This is a genomic window from Imperialibacter sp., assembly GCF_040222815.1.
GTDB lineage: Bacteria > Bacteroidota > Bacteroidia > Cytophagales > Cyclobacteriaceae > Imperialibacter.
Window position 1 is genome coordinate 183,454 of the sequence record NZ_JAVKCH010000040.1, and the last position, 14,023, is coordinate 197,476.

The 14,023-nt window shown below is 46.5% G+C and carries 8 protein-coding genes; 3 read left to right on the forward strand and 5 right to left on the reverse strand.

The features are described from left to right. Positions 1–90 precede the first annotated feature (90 nt). The 4 genes from RIF36_RS20470 to RIF36_RS20485 are packed head-to-tail and all read right to left on the reverse strand — an operon-like array spanning position 91 to position 6,820. The gene (locus tag RIF36_RS20470) at positions 91–3,549 is read right to left on the reverse strand and encodes an efflux RND transporter permease subunit (protein ID WP_350124064.1); all 3,459 of its coding nucleotides are present in this window, start codon (positions 3,547–3,549) and stop codon (positions 91–93) included. A gap of 23 nt (positions 3,550–3,572) precedes the next feature. Further along, positions 3,573–4,727 (reverse strand): efflux RND transporter periplasmic adaptor subunit, encoded by a 1,155-nt coding sequence (locus tag RIF36_RS20475; protein ID WP_350077765.1) that lies wholly within the window; start codon positions 4,725–4,727, stop codon positions 3,573–3,575. Positions 4,728–4,761: 34 nt separating this feature from the next. Then, on the reverse strand, positions 4,762–6,213 hold the full coding sequence (locus RIF36_RS20480) for a TolC family protein (protein ID WP_350124067.1): 1,452 nt from the start codon (positions 6,211–6,213) through the stop codon (positions 4,762–4,764). Then, entirely contained in the window at positions 6,197–6,820 is a 624-nt protein-coding gene (locus tag RIF36_RS20485; RefSeq protein ID WP_193217903.1) for a TetR/AcrR family transcriptional regulator, read from the reverse strand. Before RIF36_RS20485 ends, RIF36_RS20480 begins: the two co-directional genes overlap by 17 nt. Before the next feature lie 261 nt (positions 6,821–7,081). Here RIF36_RS20485 and RIF36_RS20490 point away from each other — a divergent pair, with 261 nt between their 5' ends. Further along, entirely contained in the window at positions 7,082–7,900 is an 819-nt protein-coding gene (locus RIF36_RS20490; protein WP_350124070.1) for an alpha/beta fold hydrolase, read from the forward strand. 133 nt (positions 7,901–8,033) lie between these two features. Beyond that, entirely contained in the window at positions 8,034–11,723 is a 3,690-nt protein-coding gene (purL, locus tag RIF36_RS20495; protein WP_350124073.1) for a phosphoribosylformylglycinamidine synthase, read from the forward strand. Here purL and RIF36_RS20500 read toward each other — a convergent pair. Beyond that, positions 11,720–13,105, reverse strand: a complete 1,386-nt coding sequence (locus RIF36_RS20500) for a sodium-dependent transporter (RefSeq protein WP_350122201.1) — start codon at positions 13,103–13,105, stop codon at positions 11,720–11,722. The genes purL and RIF36_RS20500 overlap by 4 nt on opposite strands. 224 nt (positions 13,106–13,329) lie before the next feature. Between RIF36_RS20500 and RIF36_RS20505 the strand changes: the two genes are divergently transcribed. Further along, entirely contained in the window at positions 13,330–14,022 is a 693-nt protein-coding gene (locus RIF36_RS20505; protein WP_350124076.1) for a DUF1003 domain-containing protein, read from the forward strand. The last annotated feature ends 1 nt before the right edge of the window (position 14,023 follow it).

The window sequence follows — 14,023 nt, forward strand, 5'->3', positions numbered from 1 at the left end:
CTTTCATAAGAAAGAAAAAGAGCCCCTTTAAGTTCACCTTTGTATAGACGTTTAAACGCCAGGGAATACTTTAAAAGGGCTCAATTATTTTTAGCTTAATCCGAATCTCCTGTTCACCCTGGCAAAGAACCAGTACATCACAGGCACAATCACCAGCGTAAGGAAGGTAGCGAACGTAAGACCGAATACGATGGTCCATGACATAGGCCCCCAGAAGATCACATTGTCTCCGCCCATGAAAAAGTCGGGGTTGTACTCTCTGAAGAAGCCGATAAAGTCAATGTTCAGGCCAATAGCCAAAGGCACCAGGCCAAGCACAGTGGTGATGGCAGTGAGCAGCACCGGACGAAGCCTGGTCTTCCCTGCGACAACAATCGCTTCATCCACTTGCTCGATAGTCAGCCTTTCAACACCTAATTCTTTCCTCATTCTACTTCTGGTAAGTTCAATGAAGTCGATGAGTACGATAGCGTTGTTCACCACGATACCCGCCAGAGAAATGATTCCCACCATCGTCATGATGACCACAAAGTCCATTTGGAAGATTACCAGACCAAGGAACACTCCGATGGTACTGAAAAGCACCGACGTCATGATGATCAAGGGTGCCGTCATTTTATTGAACTGCGCCACAATAATCAGGAAGATCAGGAATACTGCCAACAGCAGCGCACTACTCAGGAAGGCCATTTCCTCCGCTTGCTTTTCCTGCTCTCCACCAAATTTGAATGAATAGCCTTGAGGCATATCAAAGTTCACCAGCAACTCTTTGATCTGATTGTTGATTTCGGTTGGATTGGCTCCTCCCAACACGTTGGAGCTGATGGTCACCACTCTTTGCAGGTCTTTTCTACGCACCGAACCATAGGTAGTGCTCAACTCTGCCTTGGCTACGGAAGAGATCGGCACTGAAACAATCCGTCCATTGGTTTGGTCACGGAAAACCACACTCTTGTTCATCAACGCATCGATATCGTAGCGATACTTTTCGTCAAGTCTCAACTGTACTTCATAGTCGTCTTCTCCCTGTTTGAATTTGGATATCTCTTTACCAAACAAAGACGTGCGCACCTCATTGGCAATGGAGTAGGTCGACAAACCGAAGCGGCGGGCCTTTTCTCTGTCTATATCTACAATAAGTTCTGGCTTGCCTGTTTCGAGGTCAGTTTTAAGTCTCTCGATACCTTCAATACCTGACTCATTAATGAAGGTTTTCATGTCTTCAGTAATTTCAATCAATCGGACAAAGTCCTGTCCCGTCACTTCAATGGCAATTGGCTTGCCCACCGGGGGGCCGGCGGCGTCTTTGTCAACGGTCAGTGCAACTCCAGGATAGCCCTGAACCGCCTCCCGCATCTCGTTCATGATATCGCTGGTCATCACCCACTCATCCGAACCTTCCCTCTTGCGGTACTTAAACTCCACAAAATTGACAGTGATCCTGGCTTTGTTGGGTGTTTCTGCCTGGCCCACCGCCGAAGGGTCATTAGGGTCGGCAGTATCCTGTCCTACTTTCGTCACTACTGACTCAACCATGAACTGATAAGGCTCTACCACTTTCATTACCTTCTTCTCTACCTCCTCTGTAAATGAGTTGGTAATATTGATATCGGTTCCCGAAGGCTGCTCAATGAATACATTGACATACTTTGGTTCGTTCTCAGGAAAGAAAATGACGTTAGGCGTAAATACCCCCATCATGCCAAGTGAAAAGAATAATAGAAATACAGTGCCAAAGAAAAACAGCGTTGGATTCCACCCCCGCAAAGCGAACTGAAGTGTTCGGGAGTAAAGCCCCTCGATAAAAGGAAGAAAGGTGTCCTGAAACTTTCTGGACAAAGGAACCAGTACGTATACATTTAACAGAATAAGTACACCCAGCAGCAATGACAAGTTACCAAGCACATTCGCTTTTGCCAGCAGCAACAAAGCGCCTATGCCTGTACTGACACCTGCAAATATCCATATCCTTTTATAGTTGAATGCCCGTCTATCATCCACCTTCATAAAAGCAGCAATCATTACAGGGTTGATCACTAAAGCCACAAAAAGTGAAGAACTAAGCGTGACAATCAAGGTGATAGGCAAGTAACGCATAAACTGGCCCATTAAGCCCGGCCAGAAGGCCAAAGGAAGAAAGGCCGCAAGTGTGGTTGCCGTGGAGGAAATAATAGGCCAGGCCACCTCTCCCACCCCCCGACGGGTAGCTTCAAGTGGCTTCATACCCAATTCCATCAAACGGTAGACGTTTTCCACTACCACAATACCATTGTCCACCAGCATACCCAGTGCCATGATCAGCGAGAACAGTACCATCATGTTGATAGTGATGCTAAAGGCCGACAGCACGATAAAGGAAATGAACATCGACAACGGAATGGCCACGCCCACAAACAAGGCGTTTCTCGTTCCTAAAAAGAAGAGAAGTACCAAAACCACCAGAATTACTCCTGAGATAATGTTATTCTCCAGGTTGCTCACCATTTCACGGGTCATTTCCGACTGGTCGTTGGTGATAGCGATTTCAAGATCAGCGGGTAGTGACTCCTTCGTTTTTTCAAGAATGACATTGATCTTTTCTGTTGTAATCAACAGGTTTTCGCCGCTTCTTTTGATCACATCCACAGAAACAACAGGCTTGCCATTCATTCTGGCAAAGCTTTGCTTTTCCTTGAAACCGAATTCAATGGTTGCTATGTCTTTAAGGTAGACGATGTTAGCGTTCTCATTTTTGACAATGATGTCTTCCATTTCACTGGCCTCCTCAAACTCACCCACCACTCTAATGGTTCTTCTAATGCCGTCCTCAAGAATATTTCCACCAGAAAGTGAAACGTTCTCAGCAGAAATCGCATTCTCAATGTCGGAGAAGTTGACCTTCACAGCCTCCATCTTGTAGGGGTCTACATTGATTCTGACTTCTTTCTCGTCAATGCCCCTGATTTCTACTTTGCTTACCTCGCTTACTTTTTCAATCTCGTCCTCAAGAATTTCCGCATAGTCTTCAAGCTCTTCCAGAGTATAATTCCCAGAAAGGTTGATGTTCATGATGGGGAACTCTGACAGGTTGAGTTCGAAAATGTTTGGATCCGTTTGCAGGTCGCTAGGTAGCTCCGGCTTGGCCCTGTCCACGGCATCCTTCACCTTCGTCAAGGCGTCTTCAATAGCCGTTTCGGCACTGAACTCAACAATGATGGTGGAGTAGTCCTGCACGGAAGTCGACTTAATATTGTCAACTTCAGAGATGGTGTTGATCTCTTTCTCGATCGGCCTTGTTATCAGGTTCTCTATATCGAGGGGTGCATTACCCGGATGGGGAGTACCGATGTAAACTATCGGCTGCTCAATTTCCGGATAACTGTCTTTTGGAAGCGAGATGTAAGAACTCACTCCCATCACAATCAGCAAAAAGGTTAGAAAGAAAACCGTCGTTCTGTTCTTGAGAGAAGTAGAGGTGAGTTTGAACTCTTTGTCGACCACTTCTTCGTTCTCGTCAGAAAACCTGTTTTTCTCTGAAAGATTATCGTTAGTATTTGTATCGTTAGCCATATGGATTCGGTTTTTGAGATAAATTACTTGCTGGCAGCCGCCAACGTCACACTAACGCCCTCGGCTACATCCCTGTATCCTTTTTCAATTAACTTCTCAGTTCCCTGAAGACCATTTTTGACTTCCGTTTCACTTTTGAAAGTAAGTCCTGTCTCTATATGGATTTTGGTGGCTACAAGGCTACCGTCCTGATCAGTGACTGTGTAAACAAAGGTTCCTTTGTCGTCTTTCAAGATGATCTTGGTCGGTATAACCAATGCTTTGCTGCTCCTGTAGTCAATCAGTTGAAGAACTGTCACCTGGTTAGGTCTTACGGTGAAATCAATCTTAGGCAAGCTTACTTCTACAGTGAAGGTTCTGTTTTCACTGTTGATCACCTGACCAACCGAAACTACTTTGGCAGTAACTGTTTTGTCCTGAACAGGGAAGTACACTTCCACCGGGTCGCCAGCAGTAAACTTGCCAATAAAGACTTCTGAGATATCAGCTTTGATGTACATATCGTCTTCGCTCAGCACCCGCACCAAAGGCATGCCTGGAGAAGCGATGGAACCAAGCGTGGCCGGAATTTCATCTACTCTCCCACTGAATGGCGCCCTAATCACTGACTGAGCGAGCTGAGAGTTGAGCGTAGCCAACCTGTCTTCAAGTGACTCCTTACGGTTTTTAGCTTCCAGGTATTGCACCTCCGTCCCAATTTTTTGCTCCCACAGCTTAGATTGTCTGTCAAAAAGCGTCTTAGCTAATTCGAGGCTGGTCTGTACTTCGCTGATATTGTTGCGGACGATGTCGGCATCAAGCGTAAGTAGTACCTGGCCTTTGTTTACCTTTTGACCTTCGGTAACCTGAATTGCCTGAACCTTGCCCATTGTTTCGGCGCTCATCATCACATTTTTGTGAGAAGCGACCCATCCCCTAACCTCGGTCATATGAAAAAAGTCCTTGGTAGGAACCGGCATGGTAGCCACAAGAATAGCGTTGGTATTCTCCTTGCCAAACTCAGGATCCATCTGTGCGATTTCCTTTTCGAGCGTAGTAATCTTGGCTTTCAGTTCCCGAAGCTCATTGTTGTATTCACTGAGTTCGGATTTTTTTTCTTCAATATCTGAAGGGGCCTCTCCGCATGAAACGCCTGCGAAAAGAATAGCAACTAGTGCCAGTAACTGTAAACTTTTCATGGATGATGTATATGTTTTCATAGTTTGGTTCTCCTTATTCTTTGATTAATAGTCCTTTTGCCTTGTCGAGATCAACCTTAGCCACAATGGCATCGTAAAGTGCGCTGTAGTAGTTGGTCTGTGCATTTCTAAGGCTGTTTTCTGCGTCGATTACCTCCAGGTTAGAACCGACTCCCTGCTCGTATTTGATTTTGGTTACTCTGGCAATACTTTCTGCTAGCTCCATATTCTCTTCCTGCGAGGCGAGCGACTTTTGCGCATTGTCGAAGTTGAGATATGACTGTTGAATCTCAAGATCAATGAGGTTTTCCAATGACTTAAAGCCGTTGTCCAGCTTTTGTAGTGTGAGCTTCTCCTGCTGGATCTTGTAAGTGCGCTGCAGCCCCCCGAAAATTGGAACATTTAGACTTAGGCCAAACTGAGAGTAGTCATACCATTTGTCGGGCCCGACGAGATCGGAATCCTCAATGCTAGATTCAGTTCTAAAAATGCCACCAATACCATTAGACTGGGTGGAGTAACCCAGCGTAGCAAAGGCGTTCATAGACGGCAACGCCTCAGCGTAAAGGTTCTTAATATTTAGTTCCTGCAACCGCCTGTTTACTTCCAATACTTTATAATCCGGCCTGTTTTTGTAATCCCAGTCGCTCCCGTTAAGTTTTTCGATAGGATCGAGCTGAACGTCCTGAATAGTGCCAGCAACTTCAATCGGCTGCTCCATCGGATAATTCATCTGAAACTTCAATATGGCCAGCCCCAGTGCATTCATATTGCTGAACTTGTCCCGCTCTGTCACCAGGTTATTGAAGCTTACCTGAATACGATCAACGTCAATTTTTTCAGCGAACCCACTAATATTCAGCGCTCTCGTGTTCCTAAGAAGGCTATCGACCCTGGCAATATTGGCATCAAAAAGCAGCATCCGTTCACGATTGATCAGAACAGCATAGTAAGCCTTTGTTACCTGCTCAACAATTTGCTCTCTCGTTTGCTCTGAAGTTTTTTGAGACAACTCTTTGAAGGTGTTTGATGCCTGCAAGCCCACGATGTAAGAGCCATTGAAAATCATTTGATTGACTGTAACACTTGCGTTCCCACTACTTTTTAGTTGAAAGAAGTTCGGCGCAGCCAATACATCTCCATTTTGAGCACCAGGAATTCCTGCGGGGAAAAAGCTAAACGCATTTGGATCGTCATTGTATGTTCCATAAAAACGCTGCAGCTTCTGGTTGTGGTTAACAGAAGCGCTACCAGAAATCTGCGGCAGCCCTATTCCCACTGTCTCCTTTACTTTGGCCGCTGCTATTTGCTCGTCAAGTGTAGCATTCTGCGCATTAATAGAATTGGCTAGTGCGTAGTCGATACATTGCTCAAGTGAAAGTGGTCCGTCGGAAGCTACCGTGCCGCCGTTGTCCTGAGCGCTGAGTTGGGCAGCCACCAGAAGCATTGCCACCAAAAAAATCTTCCAACTACTTTTGAGATTCATATGATTGCTTGTTAAAAATTGTGTCATAAAGTTTCCTTCCCTTATCCGTTAAAATCCCTTGTATAAAGTGATAGAATATTTGTTCGCAGACTTCCTTGAATTCAAACCTGCCCCTTGGGTAGGTGTGTGCGTCAAAAGCCATTTCTACTTGCTTCATCCTTAGCACCGCAAGAATATTTTCATCGATGTCCTCTCTGAAGCTTCCTTCGGCTTTTCCCCGCTTCAAACAATCCACGATGTTCTGAGTGAATACCCGTTCTCTATACTCTTCAAAAAGTGCCCAGGCTTTGGGATGATACTTCTGAATGTCGTGCAGCACCGAAGGATGAATGGTCTCGACATTCGTTCGCATGAACTGCGAAATCTTAAATAGCTCATCGATAGAGTTGGACGACTCCTGGTGCATTTTCACAAATTCCCGGTACTCTTTTTCGCAATGGTGCCCAACCGCCAACGTCACTACTTCGTCTTTATCCTTAAAAAACTGATAGATCGTTTTTTTAGAGATACCCATGTGACGAGACAGGTCGTCCATTGTCACGCTTCTAACGCCCAAACGGCAAATAAGCTGGTCTGCTTGTTCTATTATATTGTCTCTTACTTCCAAAATATTCTTCTAAACTTTGGAAACTTTCACATTACTCAAAGTTTCCGTTGTCAAAGTAACGGCTAGTTATTGAAAAGGTTTAGAAAAAAGTGAAAATTAACTTAAGTATAACATTTAGCTCTAAAAGTCTTTATTTGAGGTCATTAGAGCATTTTCTTACAACTATTGTAAAACCAGAAACAATTGAAATAGGTATAAACGTCATTGACTGAACTTTCAAACGTTTGCGGGTAAAAAAGTATTAAATTTGGTTTCGTTATCATGAAGCAGGCTCCGGCAAAATATCTTAACTATCAAAAATACGGGACAGGCCCAAAGTACCTTTTGGCATTTCATGGTTTTGGACAAACTGAGTTGGCCTTCCAATTGTTTGAAACTTCGCTGGGACTAGACTATACCATCCTTTCCTTTGACCTCTTCTTCCATGGAAAAAGCCAATGGCCGACTGATGAGATTCCAGTGCCAACGGAGTCGTGGCACGATTTGCTTCTGGATATCCTGAAAGCGGAGCAAATAGATACGTTCAGCGTGATGGGATACAGCCTTGGTGGTAAACTGGCGTTGACTACAGCGATGTTATTTCCTCACCGGGTGCGAAGAATCATTTTAGCTGCACCAGATGGCATCTACCTTAACCCGTGGTACAAAGTTGCGACTGGCACCTGGGTAATGAGGGCCATCTTTCATTATTTAAACGGCCACCCTGCTCTTCTTATCCGCCTGATCTCCTTTTTTAGCCGCACCAGGTTGGTGTCGGGACGGCTGGCAAAGTTTGCTATCTCGCAAGTGGCTGATCATACCAACGGTAACAGCATTTACCACGCCTGGGTGGGCTTCAGGCATTTTACTCAAAACATAGACAAGGTGCTTCAAACTATCGACCAAAATAACATACACGTGACGATGGTGGCTGGAAAATATGATACGGTTATCCCCTATGGCAAATTGCATGCATTTGAAAAAAAATGCGGCGCATCAGACTTCGTTCTGATCAAGACAGGGCACAATTCCCTTCTCAAAAAATATCACGAATCACTGTTTGACAACCTTCAGCCGATTTCATCGTCAGCCGAACAATAGCAGGGTCAGGCATTCCCAAAACGCTAAATTCAACTTCCGAAAATCGGGTCTTCTAAAATTACATTTTTTAGAAGTCGACTATTTCTTTTTGTTTTAACTTTGGGCTTCAAAAATCCCATACCCAAGCGACCTCATGATTCTCTTTTTCCAGAAAGATGCTAATACATTTTATATCCTTCAAGTTGCGACCACTGCCAACGACCTAACCAGGGAAAAACTTACCTGGCTTTTCAGCGGAGGTAAGTTTGTGGAGAGTACATCAGTCGAAGGGCCATTTATTGGCCCAAGGAAAGAGATGATTACGCCATGGAGCACCAATGCCGTGGAAATCACGCAGAACATGGGCATCAGCGGGGTGGTGAGGATTGAGGAGTTTGTGAGAAAAGAAGCCTACCCGGGTGAATTTGATCCGATGCTGAAGGCCGTGTACCAGGTAATTGACCAGAACGTTTTCACTATCTCTCATGTGCCCGATGCTATTGTACAGATCGACAATATTAAAGCTTACAGCGAGAAAGAGGGACTTGCCCTTAGCCAGGAAGAAATCGACTACCTGGAATCAGTGAGCAAGTCGCTTGGGCGGAAGCTTACCGACAGCGAAGTGTTTGGCTTCTCTCAAGTCAACTCGGAGCACTGCCGACACAAAATATTCAATGGCACCTTCATCATAGACGGCCAGGAAAAGCCAGACACGCTTTTTCAGCTGATCAAAAAGACATCGAAAGCCAATCCCGGCTTTCTTGTTTCCGCTTACAAAGACAATGTAGCCTTTATAGAAGGCCCCAGTATCGAGCAGTTTGCCCCTACCCGGCAGGATCAGCCCGACTACTTCGAAGCTAAAACCAGAAAGAGCGTTCTTTCTCTCAAAGCCGAAACCCACAACTTCCCCACCACCGTAGAGCCATTTAACGGCGCCGCTACCGGCAGCGGAGGAGAAATCAGAGATAGGATGGCTGGTGGGCAAGGCAGCTTCCCGCTGGCAGGAACGGCCGTTTACATGACCTCCTATTCCAGGCTTTCAAGCAACCGACCCTGGGAAAATCACTCTCCGGAAAGACCATGGCTCTATCAAACGCCTTCTCAAATCCTTATCAAGGCCTCCAATGGTGCCAGCGACTACGGTAATAAATTTGGACAGCCACTTATCACCGGGAGTCTTTTGACATTTGAGCACGAAGAAAATGGCAAGACTCATGGCTTCGACAAAGTGATTATGCAAGCTGGTGGTGTTGGATTTGGCATCAGGGATCAGAGTCAGAAGAAAAGCGTGGAAAAAGGCGACAAAATCGTGGTGTTGGGCGGCGACAATTACCGCATTGGCATGGGCGGTGGCGCAGTGTCGTCTGTGGCCACCGGCGAATTTGGCAATTCCATCGAGCTAAACGCTGTGCAGCGCTCCAACCCCGAAATGCAGAAGCGTGTAGCCAATACCATCAGGGCCCTTGCCGAACTCGACGAAAACCCAATTTCATCGGTGCACGACCATGGCGCTGGAGGGCATCTCAACTGTTTGTCAGAGCTGGTAGAAGAAACCGGCGGAAAGTTTGAGATCAGCAAGTTTCCTGTGGGTGACCCCACCCTTTCTGACAAAGAAATTATCAGCAACGAATCGCAGGAACGCATGGGGCTTGCACTTCACGAAAAGCATCTCGACTACCTGCGCAAGGTAGCCGACAGAGAGCGTTCACCAATGTATGTGGTAGGCGAGGCAAGCGCCGACCATAAATTGACCTTCACAAACAAGGAAGGCAAGAAGCCTGTTGACTTTGAACTAACCCATCTTTTTGGCTCGTCTCCTAAAACTATTCTGGAAGACAAGGAAGAAAAAGCCAGCTTCCAGCCTATTCAGGTGTCTGCGGACAAAGTGGAAGAATACCTGCTGAAGGTATTGAAAATGGAAGCAGTGGCTTCCAAAGATTGGCTTACCAACAAGGTCGACCGCTGTGTTACCGGCAAAGTGGCCAAACAGCAGACGTGTGGTGAGCTGCAAATTCCTTTGAACAACCTGGGCATCATGGCCCTCGACTTTGGTAGCAACAAAGGAGTGGCCACCTCCATCGGGCATGCCCCGGTGCCAGCACTGATCGACGAAAAAGCAGGCTCCAGACTGGCCATTGCCGAAAGCTTGACCAACCTGGTTTGGGCGCCGCTCGAAGGAGGTATTAAGGGCGTTTCACTCAGCGCCAACTGGATGTGGCCTGCAAAAAACAAAGGGGAAAACGCCAGACTGTACAATGCCGTGCAGGCGGTCAGTGATTACGCCTGTGCATTAGGCATAAATATACCAACAGGAAAAGACTCCCTGTCGATGACGCAGAAGTACCCAGGCAAGACCGTTTATTCGCCAGGTACTGTCATCATTTCCGCTGTGGGGCAGGTAACTGATATCAGGAAGACAATTGAACCGGTAGCCAAAGTCGTTGACGGCAGCAAACTGCTCTACCTTAACCTTGGCAGCAAAGGCTTCGAATTAGGCGGCAGCACGTTGGGTCAGGTGCTCAACAGGCTCGGCGACACCACCCCTGATGCGGCAGAAGCAGATTACTTCTTAAAGGTATTCAGCCTCATGCAGTTGCTCATCAGCGAAGGACTTATTATTGCGGGCCACGATGTGTCTTCTGGAGGCCTCATCACCACTCTTTTGGAAATGTGCTTCCCGTCTACCTCAGTAGGTATAAAAGTGAACTTGGATGGCTTGAATGAACCCGATGCTGTTAAAGTGCTGTTCAGTGAAAATCCCGGCCTGGTGGTGCAAACAACCGATGCAGCAAGGCTTGAAACCATTTTCACCGAAACAGGCATCAGCTGCAGCGTTATTGGAGAAGTGACTTCAAAGCCCAGCGTAGAAATTAAACTGGGAAATGATAGCTGGGCGTTTGATGTGACCCAAATGCGCAAAGAATGGGCAGAAACTTCCTGGCTTTTAGATAAAAAACAAACCAAAGAAGGCTTTGCCGACACCCGCTACAGCAACCTTGGCAAGCAGCCACTAAAAATCAATCTACCGGGTCAATTCGGTGGCAAGCTTTCTGACTTTGGCCTTTCATTTGCCAGGCCGAAAACAACCGGCGTCAAAGCAGCCATCATCAGAGAGCAAGGCAACAACAGTGACCGTGAGATGGCCTATTGCATGTGGCTGGCGGGCTTCGACGTGAAAGACGTGCACATGACTGACCTTATCAGCGGCAGGGAAGATTTGTCAGAGGTCAACCTGATTGTGTTTGTGGGCGGCTTCTCAAATTCAGATGTCCTTGGTTCTGCAAAAGGCTGGGCAGGCTCCTTCCATTACAATGACAAGGCCAAAAAAGCGCTGGACAATTTCTATGCCCGTGAGGACACACTCAGCCTCGGCGTATGCAATGGCTGCCAGCTAGCGATGGAGCTTGGGCTGATCTACCCTGAGTTGGACAACCATCCAAAAATGCATCACAACACGTCTGGCAAGTTCGAGTGCACCTTCACAGATGTTGAAATTCTTGAGAACAACTCCGTGATGTTTGGTTCACTGGCAGGCAGCAGACTAGGTATTTGGTCGGCACATGGCGAGGGGCAGTTTGTGTTTGCGGAACCTGAGAAAATCAACATCGCCGCTAAGTTTGCCTACTCATCTTACCCAGCCAATCCTAACGGTTCTCAATTCGACACGGCCTGTGTGGTAAGCCACAACGGCCGCCATGCGGCCATCATGCCTCACCTGGAGAGGTCGATGTTTCCTTGGAACTGGGGCTACTATCCTGACGGACGAAAATCAGATGAGGTAACGCCCTGGATGGAGGCCTTTGTAAATGCAAGGAAGTGGGTGGAAGAAAGAACTAATGCTTAAATCAACTCCACTCCAAAAAACTTCTGTAGCACAGTAAGCAGGAACATAGCGCCTAAAACCACGGGGCAAACATAAACGATCATCAGGTTAAAGAACTTTTCCAGAAAGGATCCCTTGTAAGAGGGGTTTCCATGGCTTATTTCTTCGCTAAGCCCGGCAGTTTTCCATTTGGTGGATATGAAAACACTCAAAAGGAATCCACCAAGTGGCAGGCTAATCACAAAAAAGAGATCCTGCACCAAGTCCATAAAGGACTTAACTCCACCCTCATAGCTAACGAATTCCGTAAAAGCACCCACAGCACCAAAGCCCAGCATGCTTGGCAAGCCAATGAGGAATATTAGGAGCGCCATTGCTGACACCGCCTTTTTCCTGGACCACTTCTTCTCATCCACCAGGAAGGCAACCGGCACTTCAAGTAGTGAAATAGTGGACGTGAGTGCAGCAAAACAAAGGAGCAGAAAAAACCCACCACCAACAATTTTTCCGATAAGTGGCCCCATGGTCTGAAACACACCCAAAAGCGCTACAAACACAAGCCCGGGGCCCTCAGCAGGCGACTGGCCTTGAGAGAATACCAAGGGAAATATCATCAACCCGGCTAGGAAAGCCACGGCTGTATCAGCAATGGTCACGAGAATTGCAGAATTAACGATGTTGTCATTCCTGCTAATGTAGGATCCGTACGTGATCAGCGCTCCCATTCCAAGGCTAAGAGAGAAGAAAGCCTGCCCCAAAGCGGTGTAAATCGTTCGGCCATTGATCAGGCTAAAGTCGGGAAGCAAGTAGAAGCTAACACCATCCATGGCGTTGGGTAATGTCAGTCCGTAAATAATAATGAAGATGAGAATCAGAAACAGCGTGGGCATCAGCACTTTGGAAGTGCCCTCTATCCCCTTCTGCACCCCTCTGTAAACGATATAAGCTGTGATCACCATAAAGGCGATGCTAAAGAACAAATTGTCTCTGAAGTCGGCCACGTAGGCCGAAAAGAAGCCGCTGTAGTCCTGTTCGTTGAGCAGGTTCCCAAAACTTAGTTCCAGGAAGTAGCCAAATGCCCAGCCTGCCACTACGTTGTAAAATGACAGGATCATCACGCCGCATATGATCCCAAACAGGCCTACGTAAGCCCATGACTTGCCGCCAAGTTTTTTGTATGCCCCGTAAGGATTCGATTGTGCATTTCTTCCGACAGCGATCTCCCCCACCATTACCGGCAGGCCGATTAGAAAAATCCATCCGATGTATACCAACAAAAACGCTGCTCCGCCATTTTGCCCCGTCACGTAAGGAAACTGCCATATATTTCCCAGGCCGACTGCCGAGCCAGCCGCAGCTGCAATAAATCCAAGTTTATTAGAAAATCCTCCCCTGGCCGCCATCTATAGTTTTTTGTGTCCCAATTAGAAAAATCAAGCCGGAAGATAGGCCCATATTAAGTTTTAATCAAAACAAACTTGCTAAATGGCCATTTTACCAGCTCTCTCACGCTGCTTCAAGAAAACGTCTTCCTCAATTCTGCTTGTCCTACCTTTGTGCTATATGAAGCTACTTATTTGGCCATTCAAATGAGTAACTTTATTCCCCAATATAAGCTAAAAAGACCATGTCGACATTCGTCAGCGATACTTCAGGCAAGGAGTTTCCCATCAGTGACAAAGTAGCTGGAAACTCCATCCGAAAGAAAATTCTGGACTTAATCAGGGTTGATCATCCGAAATTCTCCGATGATTCCTTTCTGGCATTACAGGAGCTTAATTTCTACAGGGAGAAATACATTTCCAGCTGCCTGCTTACTGAGCTTGACGAACTTTCTGACCTTGAGAGCAATGTATTGGAGTCGTTGAAAGACCAAACCACCCTTACTGATAAAGTGGAAGATGAGGCAGTTCAAAGCACTTTTGGCCAGCGGGTGGCAGATCATGTGGCTACTTTTGGAGGCTCCTGGATCTTCATCATATCATTTGGTATTTTTCTACTTATCTGGATAGCAGTTAACTTCTTCTGGCTTGCCAACAAGGGCTTTGATCCGTACCCATTCATTCTGCTTAATCTTATTCTCTCCTGCCTTGCGGCCATGCAGGCTCCCGTTATCATGATGAGCCAAAACAGGCAGGAGCAAAAGGACAGAGAAAGGGCCAAAAAAGATTACATGATCAACCTGAAGTCAGAGCTCGAAATCAGAATGCTACACGAGAAACTCGATCACCTGATTCTTCATCAGCAGCAGGAGCTCATTGAGATTCAAAAAGTTCAGATTGATATGATGAATGACATTCTTAGCAGAATAGACAAATAAA

Excerpts from the sequence above, each read along its gene's own strand:
- RIF36_RS20470 (WP_350124064.1), bottom strand. The coding sequence starts at position 3,549 with ATGGCTAACGATACAAATACTAACGATAATCTTTCAGAGAAAAACAGG.
- RIF36_RS20475 (WP_350077765.1), bottom strand. The coding sequence starts at position 4,727 with ATGAAAAGTTTACAGTTACTGGCACTAGTTGCTATTCTTTTCGCAGGC.
- RIF36_RS20480 (WP_350124067.1), bottom strand. The coding sequence starts at position 6,213 with ATGAATCTCAAAAGTAGTTGGAAGATTTTTTTGGTGGCAATGCTTCTG.
- RIF36_RS20490 (WP_350124070.1), top strand. The coding sequence starts at position 7,082 with ATGAAGCAGGCTCCGGCAAAATATCTTAACTATCAAAAATACGGGACA.
- purL (WP_350124073.1), top strand. The coding sequence starts at position 8,034 with ATGATTCTCTTTTTCCAGAAAGATGCTAATACATTTTATATCCTTCAA.
- RIF36_RS20500 (WP_350122201.1), bottom strand. The coding sequence starts at position 13,105 with ATGGCGGCCAGGGGAGGATTTTCTAATAAACTTGGATTTATTGCAGCT.
- RIF36_RS20505 (WP_350124076.1), top strand. The coding sequence starts at position 13,330 with ATGTCGACATTCGTCAGCGATACTTCAGGCAAGGAGTTTCCCATCAGT.